The organism is Streptomyces avermitilis MA-4680 = NBRC 14893 (assembly GCF_000009765.2).
Lineage (GTDB): Bacteria > Actinomycetota > Actinomycetes > Streptomycetales > Streptomycetaceae > Streptomyces > Streptomyces avermitilis.
This window is the reverse complement of sequence record NC_003155.5, coordinates 3,370,578-3,392,325: the sequence shown is the minus strand read 5'-3', so window position 1 is coordinate 3,392,325 and position 21,748 is coordinate 3,370,578. Positions and strand designations below refer to the sequence as shown.

The following is a 21,748-nucleotide window of genomic DNA, read 5'->3' as shown; positions in this document are numbered from 1 at the left end:
TCCGTCTGATCGGAACACGCTCGAAGGGACGACTCATGGCACTCTCCCGTTCGGCACGACTGGGGGCCCTCGCGACCGCGGCGGCCTCCTTTCTTGTCATCGCCGCCTCCTCCGCCCCGACCCCGGGCGCCGACGGCATCGGCGACTCCTACTTCCCCCAGCTCGGCAACGGCGGTTACGACGCACGCCACTACGACCTCGACGTGGCGTACAACCCGGACACCGACCGTCTCGACGGCCGTACGACCCTCACGGCCCGCGCCACCCAGCGCCTGTCCTCCTTCGACCTGGACCTCCAGAAGCTCGACGTCACGAAGGTCGAAGTGAACGGCAGACGCGCCGAGTTCACGCGCGAGGGCGACGAGATCCGCGTCACCCCGCGTGGCGCGCTGCCGAAGGGCAGAACCTTCACGGTGACCGTCACCTACGGCGGTGTCCCCCAACCCCTCGGCGGCCCCATCGTCTTCGGCTCCGACTACGGGTGGATGAAGACCGCGGACGGCGTCTTCGTCGCCTGCGAGCCCAACGCCGCCTCCACCTGGTTCCCGTCCAGCGACCACCCCGCCGACAAGGCCACGTACGACATCCGCATCAAGGCCCCCAAGGGCCTGACGGGCATCTCCAACGGGCGCCTCATATCGACGCGCGACAAGGGCGACACCACCGTCACGCACTGGCGTGAGAGCAAGCCCATGGCGACGTATCTCGCGACCGCGACCATCGGCAAGTTCGACGTGAAGACGGGGCGGACCCCCGCGGGTACGCCCGTCTACGTCGCCATCGACCCGGTGCTCGCGAACAGCAACACCGTCGACGTCTACGCCGTGACCGCCGAGGCCACCGACTACTGGTCGCAGATCTTCGGGCCGTACCCCTTCGAGGAGACCGGCGCGATCGTCGACGACATGCCGCAGGCCGGCTTCTCGCTGGAGGTCCAGTCGAAGCCCGCGTACTCGGCCGTGCGCTCCGAGTCGACCATCGTGCACGAGCTGGCCCACCAGTGGTTCGGCGACTCCGTGTCGGTGGAGCGCTGGAAGGACATCTGGCTCAACGAGGGCTTCGCGACCTACGCCCAGTGGCTGTGGTCCGAGCACAAGGGCATCCGCTCGGCGCACGACTCGTTCCGGGCCGGATACGACGCCCGGCCCGCCGACGCGGCCTTCTGGCAGATCAAGGTCGCCGATCCGCAGCGCGACACCATGTTCGCCTCCGCCGTCTACCAGCGCGGCGCGATGACGCTCCAGATGCTGCGCGAGCGCATCGGCGACACCGCCTTCTTCAAGCTGCTGCCCGCCTGGACCAAGCTGCACAAACACGGCAACGCGAACACCGGCGACTTCATCCGCCTCGCCGAGAGGATCTCCGGCCGACAGCTGGACGACCTCTTCCAGACCTGGCTGTTCACCACGGGCAAGCCCACCCTGTAAGCCTTGCTTTGTAAGGTTCACACCCGCTGACAGGTGAGAATGTCCGGGTGCTCCAACAACTGTTCAGCCCCTCCGTCCAGCACACGCTCGACCTGATCGGCATCTTCGTCTTCGCGATCTCCGGCGCCCTGCTGGCCGTCCGCAAGAACTTCGACGTCTTCGGCATCGCCGTACTCGCCGAGGTCACCGCGCTGGGCGGAGGGCTGCTGCGCGACCTGATCATCGGGGCGGTGCCCCCGGCGGCCTTCACGGACCTGGGGTACTTCCTCACCCCGCTGCTCGCCGCCCTGCTCGTCTTCTTCCTCCACCCGCAGGTGGAGCGCATCCAGCTCGGCGTGAACGTCTTCGACGCGGCCGGGCTCGGCCTGTTCTGCGTCGCCGGCACGGTGAAGGCGTACGACTACGGGCTCAACCTCACCGCCTCGGCGGCCCTCGGTCTCGCCACCGCGGTCGGCGGCGGTGTGCTGCGCGACGTCCTCGCCAACGAGGTCCCCTCCCTGCTGCGCTGGGACCGGGATCTGTACGCGGTGCCCGCGATCGTCGGCGCCACGATGATCGTCCTGTGTATCCACTACGACGCGCTGAACGCGTTCACCAGCGGGTTCGCGGTGATCACCGCCTTCGTCCTGCGGCTGCTCGCGATGCGCTTCCACTGGCGGGCGCCGCGCGCCTGGCACCGGCGCTCGACCGTGACGGAGGAGTAGCCCCCCAGGGCCCTGGGACCCCTGGGGTCCCAGGGATGTCATCTGGCCGCAACATAAAAAGCTACTGCTTAGTAATTTCCTGTTGTACCGTTCAGGTATGCCTGAAGCATCTCCCCTGCAGGCCGTACGGGCCTCGATCGGTGACAGTGAGTTCGACCGCGACACCGCGGTCACCCTGCGCGAACCCGGCGTCTACGACATCGACCTCTCCGCCGGGTGGACGATCATCAGCGCCGTCAACGGCGGCTATCTCCTGGCCGTCCTGGGCCGCGCCCTGTCCGACGCCCTGCCGCACGCCGACCCGTTCACGATCTCCGCGCACTACCTGACGGCCTCCCAGCCGGGCCCGGCCGTGATCCGCACGGACATCGTCCGCACCGGTCGCACCCTCTCCACCGGCCAGGCCTCGCTCTTCCAGTACGACGAAGAGGGCCGCGAAGTGGAGCGGATCCGTGTCCTCGCCTCGTACGGCGACCTCGACACGCTGCCCGACGACGTCCGTACGACCGCGCGGCCGCCCGCACTCCCGCCGATGGACCAGTGCTTCGGGCCCGAAGACGGCCCCGCCCCGGTCCCCGGCAGCTCCGCCATCACCGACCGGCTGATGCTCAAGCTGGACCCGGAGACCCTGGGCTGGGCGCTCGGCGCGCCGTCCGGCAAGGGCGAGATGCGGTCCTGGTTCGGCCTCGCCGACGGCCGCGACCCGGACCCCCTCTCCCTGCTGCTCGCGGTGGACGCGCTGCCCCCGACCGCCTTCGAGCTGGGCCTGTCCGGCTGGGTGCCGACCGTCGAACTGACGGTGCACGTGCGGTCCCGCCCCGCGCCGGGCCCGCTCCGGGTGTCGATCACCACACGTAACCTCGCCGGCGGCTTCCTGGAGGAGGACGCCGAGGTATGGGACAGCGCGGACCGGCTGGTCGCGCAGTCCCGGCAGCTGGCGCGGGTCAGGCTCGGCTGAGGGAACGGCGGCCCAGCCAGGCCGCCAGTCGCTCGTACGCGTCGGCTCCCTCGGGGGCCGGCGCCGCCGAGTCGAAGGGCACGTCGTCCCCGCGCTGCTCGTCGGGCAGTACCCGATGGGCGATGGCGAGCGCGAACTCGGCCAGTTCCGGGTCGAGTCCGAGCGGCCGGCCGAGGGCCTCGGAGAGGTCCCAGGTGTGGGTGACGGCCTCCATCACATATCCCGACAGGGCGATACGGCCCGGCGCCTCGCCCCAGGGCACGTGCACCAGCGCGTCCAGCCGGGCGTCGTCCGCCCAGCTCTGCTCGACCTCCGCCCTGACCTCGTCGTACGCCGCCACCCAGCCGTCGTCCGGCACGCCGTCCACGAACGGCCGCACGGCGAGACCGTCGCCGCCCGCGCCGACCACGGCGATCCGGCGGGTGCCGCCGGCCATGTGGGACAGCAGCGTCCGTACGTCGAACTCGCCGCACGGCGTGGGACCGGCGAGCTGCTCCGGGCGCACGGTCCTGATCAGCGCGGCGATCTGCTCGGCGGCGCGGGCGTACAGGGGGCGGGGGTCGGTGTTCATCACTGGTGTCTCTTCCGTGGGTCCGGCTGTTGCTGTGCCCCCAGGTTCGCCGCATAACCTGACAGTTCCCGTCAACATTTGCGTGGCCCGGCCGACGACCGGGATTCTGGTGCGGTGAAGTCCGACCGCCTGCTCTCGATCCTTCTCCTGCTGCAGACCCGAGGCCGGGTCCCCGCGCACGAACTCGCCACCCGGCTGGAGGTGTCGGTGCGCACCATCTACCGCGACATCGAGGCACTGTCGGCCTCCGGGGTCCCGGTGTACGCCGAACGCGGGCGGCACGGCGGGATCGAACTCCTCGCCGGGTTCCGTACGGACGTCACGGGACTGACCGCCGACGAGTCCCGCGCCCTGTTCATCCTGGCGGCGCAGGGCGCACACGCCGCGCTCGGCCTGGACGCGGCGCTCGGTTCGGCCCTGCGCAAGGTGATGACCGCGCTGCCCGCGCCGCACCGGCCGGCCGCCGAGGCCACCAGCCGGCGCGTCCTCGTCGACGCGACCCGCTGGAAGGGCGGCCCGCAGCCCGTCGTCGACCTGGAGACGCTCCAGGACGCGGTCTTCGCCGACCGCAGGCTGCGGCTGCGCTACCGGCACGGCGGAGACGCACAGCCGCACACGTACACCGTCGACCCGTACGGGCTCGTCTCCAAGGCGGGCGTCTGGTACCTGGTCGCCGACCGGCGCGCGAAGCCGCAGCTGTTCCGCGCGGACCGGGTGCGCTCGGCGACCCTGCTGGCGGATCCGGTACGACGGCGGCCGGGCGTCGAACTCGCCGACGCCTGGGAGGTGTTGCGCCGGCAGGTCGAGGAGCGGCCGGGCGGGATCGAGGTCACGGTCCGGGTGCGGCGCGACCGGCTCGACATGTTCCGGCGCCTGAACGCCTCCTCGCTCGCCGCCCTGCCGGAGGACGACGGCGAGAGCGAGTGGGTGACGGCACGGCTGTCGTACGGCTTCGTCCGCGAGGCACGTCAACTGCTCATGTTCTCCGACCTGGTGGAGGTCGTCGCGCCGCCCGAGGTGCGGGAGGAACTGGCGCGGGCGGCGGCCTCCGTCACGGAGCTGTACCAGTGAGTACGGCGAGCGGATGTGCGTATGCGCTGGTCAGCGGGATCTGTTGAGGTCGGCTTTGCCTTTTGCACAGGCTGGGCACAGAGCTGACTCACAGAAGTCTTAGAGGCCGTTGATTGCATTCCCGCCTCAGATCCGCTCATCGCTCGGGAGTTGGCCTCATGAAGCGTGTCCGTCTTGTCCCTGTCGTGGCCCTGCTGGCCGTCGCACCGCTGCTGGCGGCCTGCGGCTCGGGCGACTCGTCCTCCTCCAACAGCGGCACCTCGGGGCAGAGCACTTGTCAGCCGCCGTCCGGCATGCCGAGCGGCGGTGCCTCGGGGCGGCCCAGCGGTGCGCCGTCCGGTGCGCCCTCGGGCGCTCCCTCCGGCGCGCCGACGGGGAAGGCCACCGGCAAGGCCCCGTCGGGCGCCCCGTCGGGCATGCCGAGCGGCGGCCCCGGTGGCGGGGGGCGCGGAGGCTGCGGCGGCCCCGGCGGGGGGCAGGGCGGCGGCGGGCAGGGCGGCCAGGGGCAGCAGGCCCAGGGCTGACCCGGGATCTCCGCCGGGGGATCCCCTGCGGGCGGGGGCGGCGCGCTCGGTGCACGGGCGCGCCGCTCCCGTACGTGCGGGCCCGCGAGGGCGGGTCTGGGGCGGGTCTTCCGGGCTGGGCCGAAAACGACAGGCCCTAGCCCAGCCAGTGGCGGCGCCCGATGCTGATCAGCCGCATCCGGCGGGTCGCCACCCTGGCGACGCGCTCCCGTTCCTCCTCCGGCCCCTCCAGTGCCTCCAGGAAGAGCGAGGCCGTCATCAGCATCTGGTCGACGTACAGGCCCGCGAGCATCAGCAGATCGTCGTCGCTCCACCCCGCGGACTCGGGGTGTTTGGCCAGCTCGACCTTGACCTCCTCGGCGAACCGGGCCAGTTGCTCCGCGATCGCCTCCCGCACCGGCTGGACGCCGCCGTGCCGCTCCCGGGCGATGAAACGGACGTGCGCCGGGTGCGCGGCGACATGGCGGGCGATCAGTTCGACGGCGCGCGCTATGCGTTCCTCGCTGTCGCCGGCGTCGGAGACGGTGTTCCCGATCATCAGGTGCAGGCTGCCCAGCGCCTCCTCCACGAGGGCGACGCCGAGGTCCGCCGTCGAGCGGAAGTGCCGGTAGAAGGCGGTCGGTGCGACCCCGACGGCGCGGGTGACCTCGCGCAGACCCAGGCTGCTCAGGCTCTGCTCCTCCAGCAGGGCCAACGCGGCGTCCAGGAGCGACTGCCGGGTCTTCTGCTTCTGGGCCTGCCGGATGCCGAGGGTGTGACTCATACCATGCAGTTAACAACTGTTCTCTGTAATTGAAAAGTCGGGAAGCGCGCTAGACTCAAGAGTCAGTGAACAAGTGTTACTACAAGCGTTCACTCAAATGTCACGCGAGCACCTCACGAGAGGCATCCCATCCCATGCTGTTCCTCGTCGCCGCACTCCTGCTCCTGGGCGTCGTGCTGGGCGCCGTGGCCCACGCCCCGCTCTCCGTCTCCCTTGTCGCCGCGGCCGTCATCGGCCTGTGGCTCGTGGTCTTCGCGATCCGCGAGCGGCACGGTCACCGGCGACGCACCTCGACCAACTGATCCATCGACCGTCACCTGCTCCCGGGAGCTGACCGCATCATGGAACTCACCGCCACATCGACCAGCCGCACTCCCGCGCGGGACGCCGACGGCATGGCCGTGGCGTCCTTCGTCCTGGGCCTGATCGGCATCCTCGCCCTCAACATCGTCCTCGGCCCGACCGCCATCGCCCTGGCGGCCGTCGCCCTGTGGCGCGGCACGCAGCGCCGGGGCCGCGCACTCCTGGGCCTTGGCCTGGGCGTGGCCGACCTGGCCGTCCTGGTGGTCGCGATGCAACTGGACCACACGGTTTCGTGGAGCTTCTAGGGCTGCCGGCCCGAGCCGTGTAGCCGGAACCCACGCCGTCATCGGCCGTTGGGGGCCCGTGGACGACGGGCCGCGGCCGAATCCCCGGCCGCCTTGCTCGCCCCTTGCCCGCCTTGCCTCCCTTGCGGCTCTCCTCGAAGCCGCGGTCGACGGCGACGGCCGGCCGTGGGGGGCCGAGGCCGGTACCCGCAGGGCCCGTAGAATCGGGCTCATCATGGCTTACCTCGACCACGCCGCGACCACGCCGATGCTCCCCGAAGCGGTCGAGGCACTGACCGCCCAGCTGAGCGTCACGGGCAACGCCTCCTCCCTGCACGCCTCCGGCCGCCGCGCGCGGCGCACGGTCGAGGAGGCCCGCGAAACCCTCGCCGAGGCCCTCGCCGCCCGCCCCAGCGAGGTCGTCTTCACCTCCGGCGGTACCGAGGCCGACAACCTCGCGGTCAAGGGCCTGTACTGGTCCCGCCGCGACGCCGACCCGGTCCGTACCCGCGTCCTCGCCAGCCCCGTCGAGCACCACGCCGTCCTGGACGCCGTCCACTGGCTCGGCGAGCACGAGGGCGCCACGGTCGAGTACCTCCCCGTCGACACCTACGGCCGCGTCCACCCCGAAGCGCTGCGCGAGGCCATCGCCCGCAACCCCGACGATGTCGCCCTCGCCACGGTCATGTGGGCCAACAACGAGATCGGCACGGTCATGCCGGTCCGGGAACTCGCCGATGTTGCCGGGGAGTTCGGGGTCCCGCTGCACGCCGACGCCGTCCAGGCCTTCGGCCAGGTCCCGGTCGACTTCGGCGCTTCGGGCCTGGCGGCGATGACCGTCTCCGGCCACAAGGTCGGTGGCCCGTACGGCATCGGCGCGCTGCTGCTCGGCCGCGAGTACAGCCCCGTACCCGTGCTGCACGGCGGTGGTCAGGAGCGGCATGTGCGCTCCGGCACCCTCGACGTGCCCGCGATCGCGTCCTTCGCGGTCGCGGGACGGCTCGCCGCCGAGCAGCGCGAGTGGTTCGCCCGCGAGATCGGCGCCCTGCGCGACGATCTGGTCGACGCCGTGCGGGGGGCCGTGCCCGAGGCGATCCTCGGCGGTGACCCGTCCGGTGCGGGCCGCCTCCCGGCCAACGCGCACTTCACCTTCCCCGGCTGCGAGGGCGACTCGCTGCTCCTGCTGCTGGACGCCCAGGGCATCGAGTGCTCCACGGGCTCCGCCTGCACCGCAGGCGTCGCCCAGCCCAGCCACGTCCTGCTGGCCACCGGCACCGACCCGGACCTGGCCCGCGGCACCCTGCGCTTCTCCCTCGGCCACACCTCCACGGAGGCGGATGTGGAGGCGGTGGCGAAGGCGATCGGCCCCGCGGTGGAGCGGGCACGGACGGCGGGCCTGAGCTGACGCCGCCGCACCTGCCGTACCCGCCGTACCTGCCGCCCCGCCGTACCGGACAGGGCTTCAGCGCCCTAGCTCTCCGTCACCATGAGCGAGGCCATCATGCCCTCGTCCTCGTGCTGGAGCAGATGGCAATGGAGCATGTACATGTAGGTGTCGTCCGCGAAGTCGGTGAACTGCATGGCGATCTTGATGGTGCCGCCGCCGACGACCTCGTAGGTGTCGAACCAGCCCAGATCGACGCCCGTCGGCTCCTCTCCGTTGATGGAGATCAGCTGGAACGGCACATCATGCAGATGGAACGAGTGTTCCAGCTGGGTGCTGTTGGTGACGGTCCATATCTCCTCGGCGTCGAGGGTGGTGCTGATCATCGCCATGGCCGCCATGGTCGTGCCGGCCGAGCCGTTGATCAGCATGCTCGCGCCGCTCTGGCCGAGCGTGATGGTCCGGGCGGCGAAGTCGGTGGTGTCGTAGCGGGTGATCGTGTTGAGGCTGCTCGGCAGGGCGTCGGGGGTGTCCGAGGCGTCCGGGGTGACGGTGAGGAAGTCGTACGTGCCGCTGCCGCCGCGGACCCAGCCCGTGGTGACGACGGCCTGGAGCGTCACCGCGTCGCTGAGGTCCATGACGAACTCGGCGCGCGCGCCCGCCACCAGACGGATGGACTCCACCTCGGCGGCCTCCGTCAGATACCCCTGGTCGGTGGCGATCTGGGTCAGCGTCCCGCCGTCGCCGCGCTGCACGGTGATGATGTCGGACGGTGAGGCGTTGAGCAGCCGGAACCGGGTGCGGGACTTGGTGGCGGTGAAGGCGAGCGTGGTGGCGTCGACGTTGGTGCCGTTGCACAGCAGGGGGTAGCTCAGGCCGCCGGACAGATAGCCGGTCAGGTCGTACTTGACGTCCCCGCTGCTGTCGGCGGCCAGGCACTGGAGGATGATCGGGATGTCGTCGGTGCCGTAGGTGCTGGGGAGGGCGGCCGAGGCGTCCGAGTCGTCCTCGACGATGATCATGCCGGCCAGGCCGCGCGTGACCTGCTCGGCGGTGGTGCCCAGGGCGTGCGGGTGGTACCAGAGCGTCTTGGCCTCGTCCTTGACGGTGAAGGTGGGCGACCAGGTCTCCCCCGCGGCGAAGGCGTTCTGCGGGCCGCCATCCATCTTGGGCGGGATGTGGGCGCCGTGGAAGTGGACCGTGGTGTCCGCGTCCAGGCTGTTGGTGATGTTCAGCAGGACGGTGTCGCCGGACGTCCATTTCATGGTGGGGCCGAGGAACGACTGGTTGTAGCCCGCGGTGGTGCTGGTCACTCCGCTGAGCACCTCGCTGGTGCCGGTCTTGGCCTCCAGGGTGAACGTCGTGGTGCCGTCCGACGTGGTGCCCTCCAGCAGCTCCGGAATGGTCAGCGTGGTGCTCGCCGCCCCCGCCCGGTTCTGCCCCGCGTCGGTCAGGTACGCGAGGGCCGCGCCGCCCGCCGCCACCGCCGCGAAGCCGGCCCCGGCCATTCCGCCGAGGAACTTCCGCCGGTGCATGCCCTTGCCTCTGCCCGCTCCGGAAGCGGGCTGTGTGGTGTGAGTCATAGCCCGGGATGCTTGACCTAAGGGCTATGTAAAGACTGGGCCGTGATTAGGAGAGGGCCGTGCACGCTGTGCAGGCCCCCTGAGTCGCGAGATGGCTCAACTCCGTTGAAAAAAAGCCAAGTTGACGGACCGCAGGTCGTGTCCACGGCGCGGGACGCATCGGACACACGCTTCGCGGAGGCCACTCACAACATGGGGCGTTCGTGATCTGCGTCACATCTCTTGAGGGTTGCGTTCCGGCGTGGCAAGCGCTTGCCCCTTCGCGCCGGTGGTGTCGAGTGGGCAGCGGCGACGCTGCTCAGGCGGTCCGAGCCCGCCGTACGAGCTTCAGGTACCGGTCCCAGTCCCAGTGCGGCCCGGGGTCCGTGTGATCCGTGCCCGGCACCTCCACGTGCCCGATGATGTGCGCGCGGTCGACGGGTATGCCGTACCGCCCGCATATCCCGGCCGTCAGCCGCGCCGACGCCTCGTACATCGCGTCCGTGAACGACGAGGCGCTCTCCACGAAGCCCTCGTGCTCGATGCCGACGCTCCGCTCGTTGTACTCCCGGTTTCCCGCGTGGAACGCCACGTCCAGTTCGCGGATCATCTGCGTGATGTGGCCGTCCTTGCGCACGATGTAGTGCGCGGCAGCGCCGTGCCCCGGGTCCTGGAAGACCTTCACCGCACTCTTGAAGCTGCCCTGGGTGACATGGACGACCACGCGGTCCACGGCGTAGTCGTCGGGCCGGTCCGCCCGCCGCCAGTTCGCCGAGGACGCCGCCACCCACTGCGCGCCCCGGAAGTCCACCGCGCCCGCCACCCGCGGCTTCTCCACGCCGGGCAGCCGCCACCACAGGTGCGCCAGCTCCTCGCGGGCGAGCACCGCCGTGCCCACGGCGGCCGCGGCCCCGCCGATCAGCAGGGCCCGGCGCCCGATGCGACGGTCCGCGTCCCCGCCCTTCGTCTCCCCCATGTGATCGTGAACGCATACGCGCGGGCTTCGGTTCCCGCCGCCCTTTACTCTGGAGGGGTTATGACTGAGACCCCGCAGCGCCCCCGCCGCCTCCGCGTCCTTGCCGCCATGTCGGGCGGAGTGGACTCCGCCGTAGCCGCCGCCCGCGCGGCGGAAGCAGGTCACGACGTGACGGGCGTGCACCTCGCGCTGTCCGCGAACCCGCAGTCGTTCCGCACCGGAGCGCGTGGCTGCTGCACCATCGAGGACTCGCGCGACGCCCGCCGCGCCGCGGACGTCATCGGCATCCCGTTCTACGTCTGGGACCTCGCCGAGCGCTTCCGCGAGGACGTGGTCGAGGACTTCATCGCCGAGTACGAGGCCGGCCGCACCCCGAACCCGTGTCTGCGCTGCAACGAGAAGATCAAGTTCGCGGCGCTGCTCGACAAGGCGCTGGCGCTCGGCTTCGACGCGGTCTGCACGGGCCACTACGCACAGGTGATCGTCCGCGAGGACGGCACCCGCGAGCTGCACCGCGCCTCCGACATGGCCAAGGACCAGTCGTACGTCCTCGGGGTCCTCGACGACCGCCAGCTCGCGCACGCGCTGTTCCCGCTCGGCGACACGGTCACGACGAAGGACGAGATCCGCGCGGAGGCCGAGCGCCGGGGCCTGGCGGTCGCCAAGAAGCCGGACTCGCACGACATCTGCTTCATCGCGGACGGCGACACCCAGGGCTTCCTGGCGAACCGTCTGGGCAAGGCGGAGGGCGACATCGTCGACGAGTCCGGGTCGGTCGTCGGCTCCCACGAGGGCGCGTACGGCTTCACGATCGGCCAGCGCAAGGGGCTGCGCATCGGCACCCCGGCGCCCGACGGAAAGCCGCGCTACGTGCTGGACATCTCCCCGGTGGACAACACGGTGACGGTGGGCCCGGCGGCCGCCCTGGACGTCACCGCCCTGACGGCGATCAAGCCCCGCTGGTGCGGCGCCGCCCCGACGGGCCCGGGCACCTACACGGCCCAGCTCCGCGCTCACGGCGGCGAGACACAGGTGACGGCCGAGCTGGTCGACGGCGAGCTTCAGGTCACCTTCGCGGAGCCGGTCCGCGGCGTCGCCCCCGGCCAGGCGGTCGTGCTGTACGACGGCACGCGCGTGGTGGGCTCGGCGACGATCGCGACGACGACGCGGACGGCGACCGCGGTGGCGTAAGCACGCATCCGCACGCCTACGCAGACGGGCGGCCCGAGGCGCGTGCCACGCGTGCGTGCGCCCCGGGACGCGGCCACGCGTGCGTGCGCCCCGGGACGCGTGCCAGGCGTGCGTGCGCGCACGTCAGGCCACTTCGACTTCGTCAGGCCACTTCGACTTCGTAGAAGCAGAGATGGTCCTTGATCTGCGCGACGTCCGGCTTGGGTTCCGGGTAGGCCCACACCAGGTCCGCCGCGTCCGGCAGGGACCAGTACGAGGCCGTGCCCTTGAAGGGGCAGTGCGTGTGGGTCTCCGAGGGCTTCAGCAGGTCCAGGCGTACGTCCTCCGGCGGGAGGTAGTAGCGCACGGGGCAGCCCGTCTCCCGCAGCAGCAGGGGCCGGTCGCTCTCCGCCAGGACCTGGTCGCCGTGCACCACGCGGACGCGCTCGGTGCCCTGCTCGATCGTGATCGTGTGTCCTTCAGCCATACCCGCGAAAGCGCTCGCGGGGCCGGGGTTCTTCCCGCGTACGGTAAAACCATGAAAATCTGCGTCTTCCTCTCCGCCGCCGACCTCGACGACCGCTACACGCGCCCCGCGCGGGAGTTCGCGGAACTGCTCGGCAAGGGCGGGCACACACTGGTGTGGGGCGGCTCCGACGTCGGTCTCATGAAGGTGGTCGCCGACGGTGTGCAGGAGGCGGGCGGCCGGCTCCTCGGGGTCTCCGTGGACTTCCTCGCCGCCAAGGCCCGCGCAGGCGCCGACGAGATGGTCATCGCCCGTGACCTCGCGGAGCGCAAGGCGCTGCTCCTGGAACGGGCCGACGCCGTTGTGATCATGGTCGGCGGGACCGGGACGCTGGACGAGGCGACGGAGATCCTGGAGCTGAAGAAGCACGGTCACACCGACAAGCCCGTGGTGCTGCTGAACACCGCGGGCTTCTACGACGGCCTGAAGGAGCAGTTCCGGCGCATGGAGGACGAGGGGTTCCTGCCCTGCCCCCTCACGGACCTGGTGTTCTTCGCCGAGGAGCCGGTGGGCGCGCTGGCCTACCTCGAGGAGTCGTTCGGCACCGTCTGATGCGAGCATGGCCGGCATGGCTACACATGTGATCACCGGGGCGGGCTCCGGCATCGGCGCGGCAGTGACCCGCCGTCTGCACGCGCGCGGGGACGAACTCGTGCTCCACGCGCGCGACGCGGGCCGCGCGAAGGAACTGGCGGCGGCGTTCCCCGGGGCGAAGACCCTGGTCGGGGACCTGGCGGACCCCGACAAGCTGTCCTGGGCGTTCTCGCACCAGACGTTGCCGGACCACGTGGATTCCCTGCTCCACATCGCGGGCGTGGTCGATCTCGGCCCGGTGGGCGAGCTGACCCCGAAGTCCTGGCGCCACCAGCTCAACGTCAACCTGATCGCCCCCGCCGAGCTGACCCGCCACTTCCTGCCCCAACTCCGCCTGGCCCACGGCCAGGTGGTGTTCGTGAACTCGGGCTCGGGTCTCAACGCCCACGCCGACTGGTCGGCGTACGCGGCCTCCAAGCACGGTCTGAAGGCCCTGGCGGACGCCCTGCGCGAGGAGGAGCACGCGAACGGGATCCGGGTCACCTCGGTCTACCCCGGCCGCACCGCGAGCCCCATGCAGGCCAAGGTCCACCAGCAGGAGGGCAAGGAGTACGAGGCGGCGAAGTGGATCGACCCCGAGTCGGTCGCGACGACGATCCTGATGTCCCTGGACCTGCCCCGGGACGCGGAGGTCAACGACCTGACGGTGCGGCCGGGCCACTGACGGCGGTTCCTCGGCGCAGGTCGGTGCCGTCGGTCCGTCCGGGCACCCCGGCACGGACGGCGGCACCCTGAAACCGCCCCCCCCGCCGGAGGCTTAGGCTTCCGGGGTGAGTGAAAACAGCGAGTTCAGGTTCGGTTCCGCCACCGGGGTCGGCTCCATGCCGGGCGGTGACGCGCGGGAGACCGCCAAGACCGTCACCGGATCCGTCGAGGACTTCCCCTTCCTCGCCGAGCTGCCCGCCCGGGGGCCCGGCGCCGACATGATCGGCCGCACCGCCGGAATGCTCGTCGAGCTGTACGCGCGCGTGGAGCCCAGCGGTTGGCGGATCGGGGACCGGCCGGGGCGGGACACCAAGCGGGCCCGCTCCTGGCTGGGGGAGGACCTCGACGCGCTGGAGGAGTTCACCCAGGGGTACGAGGGGCCGGTCAAGGTGCAGGCGGTGGGGCCCTGGACCCTGGCCGCCGCGCTGGAGTTGAAGAACGGCGAGGTGGCGCTGTCGGACCCCGGCGCCTGCCGGGATCTCGCCGGTTCGCTCGCCGAGGGGCTGCGCAGCCATCTCGAAGAGGTGCGACGGCGCATCCCGGGCGCACAGCTCGTGCTCCAGCTCGACGAGCCCTCGCTCACCGCCGTACTGCGCGGGCAGGTGAAGAGCGCCAGCGGCTACCGCACCCACCGGGCCGTCGACCGGCAGGCCGTCGAGGCCACGCTCCGGGACGTCGTCGGGGTGCACGGGGAGGGACCGGTCGTGGTGCACTCCTGCGCACCGGACGTCCCGTTCGCCCTCCTGCGCAGGGCGGGCGCGGCGGCGGTCTCCTTCGACTTCTCGCTGCTCACCGAGCGTGACGACGACGTGATCGGGGAAGCCGTGGAAGGGGGGACGAAGCTGCTCGCCGGTGTCGTGCCGGGGACGGACGGCCCATTGTCAGACCCTGCCGGTAGCGTCATGGGTGTCAGGACGCTGTGGCGCAGGCTGGGGCTGCATCCGGGGCTTCTCGCGGAGGCGGTCACGGTCACTCCGTCGTGCGGGCTCGCGGGCGCTTCTCCGGCGTACGCGCGCCAGGCGCTCGCCCACTGCGTCCGGGCGGCGAGATCACTCGCGGACAACCCTGAGTAACGGGAGGACAACACGGTGGCCGGCGAACAGCACGCACAGCCCACATCGGTACCCGCCGAGGCACGGGAGAAGCACGCGCAGCTCGCTGAGCAGATCGAGGAGCACCGCTTCCGGTACTACGTGAAGGACGCCCCCGTCGTCAGCGACGCGGAGTTCGACACCCTCCTGCGCTCCCTCGAGGCACTGGAGGAGGAGTACCCCGAGCTGCGCACGCCCGACTCACCGACCCAGAAGGTCGCGGGCGGGTACGAGACGGAGTTCACGGCCGTCCAGCACCGTGAGCGCATGCTCTCCCTGGACAACGCCTTCGACGACCTGGGGCTGGCCGCCTGGGCCGAGCGCGTCGCCAAGGACGTCGGCACCTCCGACTACCACTTCCTGTGCGAGCTGAAGGTCGACGGCCTCGCCGTCAACCTCACGTATGAGCACGGCCGCCTCACGCGCGCGGCGACCCGCGGCGACGGCCGCACGGGCGAGGACATCACGCCCAACGTCCGTACGATCGCGGAGATTCCGGACCGTCTCAAGGGCGACCGCATCCCGGACCTCGTGGAGATCCGCGGCGAGGTCTACTTCCCGATGGAGAAGTTCGAGGAGCTCAACGCACGTCTGGTGGAGGCCGGCGACAAGCCCTTCGCCAACCCGCGCAACGCGGCGGCGGGTTCACTGCGCCAGAAGGACCCGCGGGTCACCGCGACCCGCCCGCTGCACATGGTCGTCCACGGCATCGGCGCCCGGCAGGGCTTCGACATCGACCGGCTCTCCCAGGCGTACGAGCTGCTGCGCGAGTGGGGCCTGCCGACCACCCGGTACGCCAGAGTGGTCGACGACCTCGACGGCGTACGGGAGTTCATCGCGTACTACGGGGAGAACCGCCACTCCGTGGAGCACGAGATCGACGGCGTGGTCGTGAAGCTCGACGAGATCCCGCTCCAGGGCCGCCTCGGCTCCACCTCCCGCGCGCCGCGCTGGGCGATCGCCTGGAAGTACGCGCCCGAGGAGGTCAACACCAAGCTCATCAACATCCGCGTGGGCGTGGGGCGTACGGGCCGGGTCACGCCGTACGCGCAGGTGGAGCCGGTCACGGTCGCGGGCTCGGAGGTCGAGTTCGCCACCCTGCACAACCAGGACGTCGTCAAGGCCAAGGGCGTCCTCATCGGGGACACGGTGGTGCTGCGCAAGGCCGGTGACGTCATCCCGGAGATCCTCGGCCCGGTCGTCGACCTGCGCGACGGCACCGAGCGCGCGTTCGTGATGCCCGCCGAGTGCCCCGAGTGCGGTACGCCGCTGGCGCCGGCCAAGGAGGGCGACGTCGACCTGCGCTGCCCGAACGCGCGCACGTGTCCGGCCCAGCTGCGGGAGCGGCTCTTCTATCTCGCGGGCCGCAAGTCGCTCGACATCGAGCAGTTCGGATATGTCGCGGCGGCGGCCCTCACCAAGCCGCTGGAGCCCGCCGAGCCGCCGCTGCTCGACGAGGGCGACCTCTTCGACCTCACCATCGAACGGCTGCTGCCCATCAAGGCGTACGTCCTCGACCAGGACAGCGGCCTGCCCAAGCGGGACCCGAAGACGGGCGAGGAGAAGGTCGCCACGGTCTTCGCCAACCAGCAGGGCGAGCCGCGGAAGAACGCGATCTCGATGCTGGACAACATCGCGGCCGCCAAGGAGCGCCCGCTCGCCCGGATCCTGACCGGTCTGTCGATCCGCCACGTCGGGCCGGTCGCGGCCGAGGCGCTGGCGCGCGCGTTCCGCTCGATCGACCGCATCGACCAGGCCACCGAGGAGGAGCTGAAGGACACCGACGGTGTCGGCCCGATCGTCGCCGCCGCGGTCAAGCAGTGGTTCGCCGAGGACTGGCACCGGGAGATCATCCGAAAGTGGAAGGCCGCCGGCGTCCGCATGGAGGACGAGCGCTCCGGAGAGGACGAGGGGCCGCGCCCGCTCGAAGGACTCACGGTCGTCGTCACCGGAACGCTCGAACACCACACGCGGGACGGCGCGAAGGAGGCCCTGCAGAGCCGCGGGGCGAAAGTCACCGGTTCGGTTTCGAAGAAGACGTCTTTCGTTGTCGTAGGTGACAATCCTGGATCGAAATACGACAAGGCGATGCAGCTGAAGGTTCCCGTTCTGAACGAGGCCGGATTCGCCGTTCTGCTCGAGCAAGGACCGGAAGCCGCTGCGGAAGTCGCACTTCCGACCGAGGAGTAGCGGTTGAAGGCCACCCGTTCGGCGCATACCAGATGCATACGGGTGGCCGGGTCGCATTCGGGCAACCGTCGACGACCGCTGCCCGTGGAAGCCTTCTGCGGCCTACTGTTGAGGTGTGCGCCTGCCGTGCCCGGACGCGTGGTGGGTTTTCAGACGCGGTGCCGTTGGCAGTTGACGGCAGTTGAATGGACTCGGGCCGCGTCGCGTGGGCACTGCCGGCTGTGAGAGGGACGGGAATGGAACCGACCGAGAGCGCCGCCCCGGACTCACGGCTGCGCCGGAGGTCCGGCGCATGGCGATGGGGGTCTCGGCGGCCCACAGGGGTCGCCCCGGTCGAACGGAGCCGCGTGTGGGGAGGCAGCCGGGAGCCCGGCGGAATCCGCCGCGTGGCGCGCACTTCGGGGCTCGCGGGCGTGGACGGACGCGGACCGGCGCGGGGGAACGCCCCCGGCGTCATGCCGCTCACCGCCGCCCCCGGCAGCGGAGCGCTGGGCGCCGGGCAGGGCCCCGGGACGTCCGGCCCCGACTCCGAGCGACACCTGTCCTGGCCCGCGCTGCCCGCGGCCGTCGTCGCGACGGCGGGCTTCGTGCTCGGCGCCGGCTTCTACCGGGCGTTCACCTGGAACCACGCGCTCTTCCCGTCCGGCACCGTCGGCTGGTCCCTGGCCGTGCTCACCGGCGTCATCGTCGGCCACCTGGTCGCGCTCGGCCGCGCCCGCTGGTGGGGCGGCACGGGCTCCGGTGCCGCCCTCACCCTCGCCGTCCTGCTGCTGTACGGCTGGGTGCCGGCCGGGATGGTCAGCCTCACCGTCGTCGTCCTCGTCGGCATAGCCCGACGCGACCGCTGGCGAGGGGGCGTGCTGCACGGCTCGGTCGACCTCCTCGGCATCGGCGCGGGTGCGCTGGTGCTGGCCGCGTTCGGGCGCGTGCCGTCCGTCGAGACGCCCTGGGACCCCCAGAGCTGGACCGTCTACACCGTGCCCGAGCTGGCGCTGGTCGCGGTCGCCTATCTCGCGGTGACCCGCACACTGGTCTGGTACGTGCACACGCCGCGCACCGGCGGTGTGCCCACGGTCGCCCGCACCGCCCTGGTCAGACAGGGACTCCTCGCGGTCGCGCTGCTCGGCATCGCGCCGCTGATCTGCGTCGTCGCCGACGCGCTCCCGCTCCTGCTGCCGCTCTTCGCCATCCCCCTCATCGCCCTCGACTCCACCCTGTGGATAGCCCGGGCCCGGGCGGAGGAACAACTGCGCGACCCGCTGACCGGGCTGCCCAACCGGCAGTGGCTGCTGGAGCGGACCTGGACGGCGCTGGACGACGCCGAACGCATCGGGGCGCGCTCCGCCCTGCTGCTGATAGACCTCGACCGCTTCCGGGCGGTGAACGACACGCTCGGTCACCTCGCCGGCGACCGGCTGCTGCTGCAGATAGCCGACCGGCTGCGGCTCGCCCTGCCGCGCGGAGCGGAGGCCGCGCGGCTCGGGGGTGACGAGTTCGCCGTGTTACTTCCCGTCGCGGACTCCACGACGTCCGCCACCCGGGTCGCCCGCAACCTGGTCGCAGCCCTCGGCTCGCCGCTCGACCTCGACGGGCTCACGCTCGTCCTGGAGGCCAGCGCCGGGCTCGCCGTCTTCCCCGACCACGCACTGGACGCGGAGGGGCTGCTGCAACGCGCGGACGTCGCGATGTACCAGGCGAAGCGGGACCGTACGGGGGTGGAGGTGTACGAGTCCAAGCGGGACTCGAACACACCGGACCGGCTCGGCCTGCTGGGAGACCTGCGCCGGGCGCTGGACGCCGGCGACGTGGAGCTGCACTACCAGCCGAAGGTGCGCTTCGACGGGCAGGTCGCCGGTCTGGAGGCGCTCGTGCGGTGGGTGCACCCCGAGCGCGGCAAGGTGCCGCCGGACGAGTTCATCGCCATCGCCGAGTCGTCGGGGCTGATGCCGCATCTGACGGAGTACGTGCTGGAGACGGCGCTCGGGCAGGTGGCGCGCTGGCGGGCGCAGGGTCTGCGGGTGCCGGTGGCCGTGAACGTCTCGCCGCGTGACGTCCACACCCCCGGCTTCGCGGGTTCGGTGGCGGCCCGGCTGGCCCGGCACGGGGTTCCGGCGGGGGCGCTGCAGCTGGAGATAACGGAACACGTGCTCCTGGAGGACCCGCAGCGGGCGGCGGACACGCTCGCCGGGCTCACCGGGCACGGGGTGAAGATGTCGCTGGACGACTTCGGCACGGGGTACTCCTCGCTCGTGCACCTGCGGCGGCTGCCGGTCAGCGAGCTGAAGATCGACCGGTCGTTCGTGGCCCGGCTGGCCGTCGACACGCAGGACGCGGCGATCGTGCGCTGCACGGTGGATCTCGCCCATTCGCTGGGGCTGCTGGTCGTCGCGGAGGGCGTCGAGGACGACGAGACATGGGAGCGGTTGCGGGACCTGGGCTGCGACGCCGTCCAGGGCTGGCTGGTGGCCGCGGCGATGCCGGCGGACGAGGCGACGGCGTGGCTGCGGGCGCGGGGATCGCGGGGGTGGCAGCGGCCGACGGCGGCGTTGCCCGCGGCGGCGACGGACGAATAGTTCTCCCGTCCGCGCCGTCTGTACGGCCCGTACCCGTCCGTACGGCCCGTGACGTCCGTACCGCCTGCATCGTCTGTACGCCCGTACCCGTCCGTACGGCGCGTGACGTTCGCATCGCCGGAACCGCCAGTGACGTTCCGCTGACCGCGTGGGCATTCCCGTGGGCATTCCCGTGGGCGTTGCCCGTCGCCCGCGAGCCGCCCGTCCGCCGGATCGGTGAGAGGGCCCGGACAAGCCCGTGCGCGGGCACCCGCGGCCGCCCCATAGGATTGGGCCCAAACCACACACTCTCACCCCAGAGGATCGCTGCATGCCTGGCATCACGCGCGAGGAGGTCGCCCACCTCGCACGGCTGGCGCGTCTGGAGCTGAAGGCGGAAGAGCTCGACCACTTCGCCGGCCAGCTCGACGACATCATCGGCGCGGTCGCCCGCGTCAGCGAGGTCGCCGACCAAGACGTACCGCCGACCTCTCACCCGCTGCCGCTGACGAACGTCATGCGCGCGGACGAGGTCCGTCCGTCGCTCACCCCCGAGCAGGCGCTCTCCGGCGCCCCGGCCCAGGAGCAGCAGCGTTTCAAGGTGCCGCAGATCCTGGGGGAGGACTAATCACCATGACGGACACCAACGTCAACATCATCAGGCTCACCGCCGCCGAGATCGCCGCGAAGGTCGCCTCCGGCGAGCTCACGGCCGTCCAGGTCACCGAGGCCCACCTCGCCCGCATCGACGCCGTCGACGAGAAGGTGCACGCCTTCCTGCACGTCGACCGCGAGGGCGCGCTGGCCCAGGCCCGCGCCGTCGACGAGAAGCGCGAGCGCGGCGAGAAGCTCGGCCCGCTGGCCGGCGTCCCGCTCGCGCTCAAGGACATCTTCACCACCGAGGGCATCCCGACCACCGTCGGTTCGAAGATCCTCGAGGGCTGGATCCCGCCCTACGACGCGACCCTCACCAAGAAGCTGAAGGCCGCCGACGTCGTCATCCTCGGCAAGACCAACATGGACGAGTTCGCCATGGGGTCCTCCACCGAGAACAGCGCGTACGGCCCCACCGGCAACCCCTGGGACCTCAGCCGTATCCCCGGTGGCTCCGGCGGTGGCTCCTCCGCCGCCCTCGCCTCCTTCGAGGCCCCCCTCGCCATCGGCACCGACACCGGCGGCTCCATCCGCCAGCCGGCCGCCGTCACCGGCACGGTCGGCGTGAAGCCGACGTACGGCGCGGTCTCCCGCTACGGCATGGTGGCGTTCTCGTCCTCCCTCGACCAGGGCGGCCCCTGTGCCCGTACGGTCCTGGACGCGGCCCTGCTGCACGAGGTCATCGCCGGGCACGACCCGCTCGACTCGACGTCCATCGACGCCCCGGTCCCGCCGGTCGTCGAGGCCGCCCGCAACGGCAGCGTCGAGGGCATGCGCGTCGGCGTCGTCAAGCAGTTCCGCGGCGAGGGCTACCAGGCCGGTGTGCTCCAGCGCTTCGACGAGTCCGTCGCCCTCCTCAAGGAGCTGGGCGCCGAGATCGTCGAGCTGGACTGCCCGTCCTTCGACCTCGCCCTGTCGGCGTACTACCTGATCGCGCCGTCCGAGTGCTCCTCCAACCTCGCGCGCTTCGACGGCCTGCGCTATGGCGTGCGCGTGGGTGACGACGGGACGCGCTCCGCCGAGGAGGTCACCGCCCTCACCCGCGAGGCGGGCTTCGGCGACGAGGTCAAGCGCCGCATCATGCTCGGCACGTACGCGCTCAGCTCCGGCTACTACGACGCGTACTACGGCAGCGCCCAGAAGGTCCGTACGCTCATCACCCGCGACTTCGAGAAGTCGTTCGAGCAGGTGGATGTGATCGTCTCCCCGACCACGCCCACCACCGCCTTCCCGATCGGCGAGCGCGCCGACGACCCGATGGCGATGTACCTCGCGGACCTGTGCACCATCCCGACCAACCTCGCGGGCAACGCCGCCATGTCGCTGCCCTGCGGTCTCGCGCCCGAGGACAACCTCCCGGTCGGCCTGCAGATCATCGCCCCGGCGCTCAAGGACGACAGGCTGTACAAGGTCGGCGCCGCCGTCGAGGCCGCCTTCGTGGAAAAGTGGGGGCACCCGCTGATCGAGGAGGCACCGTCGCTGTGAGCACCGCACTGACCAAGGCCAAGGGCTTCAAGAAGTCCAAGTCCGGTACGTACCTGTCCATCGCGACCACCGCGTTCGGTGTGATCGGGGTCGCCAAGCAGGCCAAGAAGGCCCGCCTCGAGAGCGACACGCTGCGCCTCATCGACGCGGCCGTGTCCGCCGCCGCCATCGTCACCGGCCTCGCCATCCTCTACCGGGAGCTCAAGCGCCTGGGCGACGACGACGTCCTGCTGGGCTGAGAGGGAAGTTTTCAC

The 21,748-nt window shown here is 71.3% G+C and carries 22 protein-coding genes; 17 read left to right on the top strand and 5 right to left on the bottom strand.

The window, feature by feature from the left end:
• The first annotated feature begins 35 nt into the window (after positions 1–35).
• From SAVERM_RS14390 to SAVERM_RS14380, 3 genes are all read left to right on the top strand, one after another.
• Positions 36–1,427 (top strand): M1 family metallopeptidase, encoded by a 1,392-nt coding sequence (locus SAVERM_RS14390; protein WP_010984196.1) that lies wholly within the window; start codon positions 36–38, stop codon positions 1,425–1,427.
• A gap of 47 nt (positions 1,428–1,474) precedes the next feature.
• A complete protein-coding gene (locus SAVERM_RS14385) occupies positions 1,475–2,131 on the top strand; it encodes a trimeric intracellular cation channel family protein (protein ID WP_010984195.1) in 657 nt (218 codons plus the stop codon).
• A gap of 97 nt (positions 2,132–2,228) precedes the next feature.
• The gene (locus SAVERM_RS14380) at positions 2,229–3,089 is read left to right on the top strand and encodes a thioesterase family protein (protein ID WP_010984194.1); all 861 of its coding nucleotides are present in this window, start codon (positions 2,229–2,231) and stop codon (positions 3,087–3,089) included.
• On the opposite strand, the gene SAVERM_RS14375 is transcribed toward SAVERM_RS14380, so the two are convergent.
• A complete protein-coding gene (locus tag SAVERM_RS14375) occupies positions 3,076–3,660 on the bottom strand; it encodes a TIGR03086 family metal-binding protein (protein WP_010984193.1) in 585 nt (194 codons plus the stop codon). The two genes, SAVERM_RS14380 and SAVERM_RS14375, sit on opposite strands and share 14 nt — an antisense overlap.
• 114 nt (positions 3,661–3,774) lie before the next feature.
• Between SAVERM_RS14375 and SAVERM_RS14370 the strand changes: the two genes are divergently transcribed.
• Both SAVERM_RS14370 and SAVERM_RS40050 read left to right on the top strand, forming a co-directional pair.
• Positions 3,775–4,731 (top strand): helix-turn-helix transcriptional regulator, encoded by a 957-nt coding sequence (locus SAVERM_RS14370; protein ID WP_010984192.1) that lies wholly within the window; start codon positions 3,775–3,777, stop codon positions 4,729–4,731.
• 158 nt (positions 4,732–4,889) lie between these two features.
• A complete protein-coding gene (locus SAVERM_RS40050) occupies positions 4,890–5,255 on the top strand; it encodes a hypothetical protein (RefSeq protein WP_042493059.1) in 366 nt (121 codons plus the stop codon).
• Positions 5,256–5,391: 136 nt separating this feature from the next.
• Here the strand turns inward: SAVERM_RS40050 and SAVERM_RS14365 are convergent, their stop codons facing one another.
• Entirely contained in the window at positions 5,392–6,018 is a 627-nt protein-coding gene (locus tag SAVERM_RS14365) for a TetR family transcriptional regulator (protein ID WP_010984191.1), read from the bottom strand.
• 134 nt (positions 6,019–6,152) lie between these two features.
• Here SAVERM_RS14365 and SAVERM_RS43290 point away from each other — a divergent pair, with 134 nt between their 5' ends.
• From SAVERM_RS43290 to SAVERM_RS14355, 3 genes are all read left to right on the top strand, one after another.
• A complete protein-coding gene (locus tag SAVERM_RS43290) occupies positions 6,153–6,320 on the top strand; it encodes a hypothetical protein (RefSeq protein WP_010984190.1) in 168 nt (55 codons plus the stop codon).
• Positions 6,321–6,359: 39 nt separating this feature from the next.
• Positions 6,360–6,626 (top strand): hypothetical protein, encoded by a 267-nt coding sequence (locus tag SAVERM_RS14360; RefSeq protein WP_010984189.1) that lies wholly within the window; start codon positions 6,360–6,362, stop codon positions 6,624–6,626.
• A 214-nt stretch (positions 6,627–6,840) separates the two neighbouring features.
• A complete protein-coding gene (locus SAVERM_RS14355; RefSeq protein WP_010984188.1) occupies positions 6,841–8,010 on the top strand; it encodes a cysteine desulfurase family protein in 1,170 nt (389 codons plus the stop codon).
• Positions 8,011–8,075: 65 nt separating this feature from the next.
• Here SAVERM_RS14355 and SAVERM_RS14350 read toward each other — a convergent pair whose 3' ends face one another.
• Together SAVERM_RS14350 and SAVERM_RS14345 are read right to left on the bottom strand one after the other, a co-directional pair.
• Entirely contained in the window at positions 8,076–9,572 is a 1,497-nt protein-coding gene (locus SAVERM_RS14350; protein WP_078234454.1) for a multicopper oxidase family protein, read from the bottom strand.
• Between the two features lie 298 nt (positions 9,573–9,870).
• Entirely contained in the window at positions 9,871–10,527 is a 657-nt protein-coding gene (locus tag SAVERM_RS14345; protein ID WP_010984186.1) for an N-acetylmuramoyl-L-alanine amidase, read from the bottom strand.
• 60 nt (positions 10,528–10,587) lie between these two features.
• On the opposite strand from SAVERM_RS14345, the gene mnmA reads away from it, so the two are divergent.
• Positions 10,588–11,718, top strand: a complete 1,131-nt coding sequence (mnmA, locus tag SAVERM_RS14340) for a tRNA 2-thiouridine(34) synthase MnmA (protein ID WP_010984185.1) — start codon at positions 10,588–10,590, stop codon at positions 11,716–11,718.
• A gap of 142 nt (positions 11,719–11,860) precedes the next feature.
• On the opposite strand, the gene SAVERM_RS14335 is transcribed toward mnmA, so the two are convergent.
• A complete protein-coding gene (locus SAVERM_RS14335; RefSeq protein WP_010984184.1) occupies positions 11,861–12,184 on the bottom strand; it encodes a DUF427 domain-containing protein in 324 nt (107 codons plus the stop codon).
• 51 nt (positions 12,185–12,235) lie between these two features.
• Here SAVERM_RS14335 and SAVERM_RS14330 point away from each other — a divergent pair, with 51 nt between their 5' ends.
• The 8 genes from SAVERM_RS14330 (at position 12,236) to SAVERM_RS14295 (ending at position 21,733) form a co-directional block, all read left to right on the top strand.
• On the top strand, positions 12,236–12,775 hold the full coding sequence (locus SAVERM_RS14330; RefSeq protein WP_010984183.1) for an LOG family protein: 540 nt from the start codon (positions 12,236–12,238) through the stop codon (positions 12,773–12,775).
• A 7-nt stretch (positions 12,776–12,782) separates the two neighbouring features.
• Positions 12,783–13,481, top strand: coding sequence for an SDR family oxidoreductase (locus SAVERM_RS14325; protein WP_010984182.1), 699 nt, complete (start codon positions 12,783–12,785; stop codon positions 13,479–13,481).
• A 106-nt stretch (positions 13,482–13,587) separates the two neighbouring features.
• Positions 13,588–14,595, top strand: coding sequence for a methionine synthase (locus tag SAVERM_RS14320; protein ID WP_010984181.1), 1,008 nt, complete (start codon positions 13,588–13,590; stop codon positions 14,593–14,595).
• A 15-nt stretch (positions 14,596–14,610) separates the two neighbouring features.
• Entirely contained in the window at positions 14,611–16,803 is a 2,193-nt protein-coding gene (gene ligA, locus SAVERM_RS14315) for an NAD-dependent DNA ligase LigA (protein ID WP_010984180.1), read from the top strand.
• Positions 16,804–17,039: 236 nt separating this feature from the next.
• Positions 17,040–19,376 (top strand): putative bifunctional diguanylate cyclase/phosphodiesterase, encoded by a 2,337-nt coding sequence (locus SAVERM_RS14310; RefSeq protein ID WP_010984179.1) that lies wholly within the window; start codon positions 17,040–17,042, stop codon positions 19,374–19,376.
• A gap of 310 nt (positions 19,377–19,686) precedes the next feature.
• The gene (gene gatC / locus SAVERM_RS14305) at positions 19,687–19,983 is read left to right on the top strand and encodes an Asp-tRNA(Asn)/Glu-tRNA(Gln) amidotransferase subunit GatC (RefSeq protein ID WP_010984178.1); all 297 of its coding nucleotides are present in this window, start codon (positions 19,687–19,689) and stop codon (positions 19,981–19,983) included.
• A 5-nt stretch (positions 19,984–19,988) separates the two neighbouring features.
• On the top strand, positions 19,989–21,494 hold the full coding sequence (gene gatA, locus SAVERM_RS14300; RefSeq protein WP_010984177.1) for an Asp-tRNA(Asn)/Glu-tRNA(Gln) amidotransferase subunit GatA: 1,506 nt from the start codon (positions 19,989–19,991) through the stop codon (positions 21,492–21,494).
• A complete protein-coding gene (locus SAVERM_RS14295; protein ID WP_010984176.1) occupies positions 21,491–21,733 on the top strand; it encodes a hypothetical protein in 243 nt (80 codons plus the stop codon). Before gatA ends, SAVERM_RS14295 begins: the two co-directional genes overlap by 4 nt.
• Positions 21,734–21,748 lie beyond the last annotated feature (15 nt).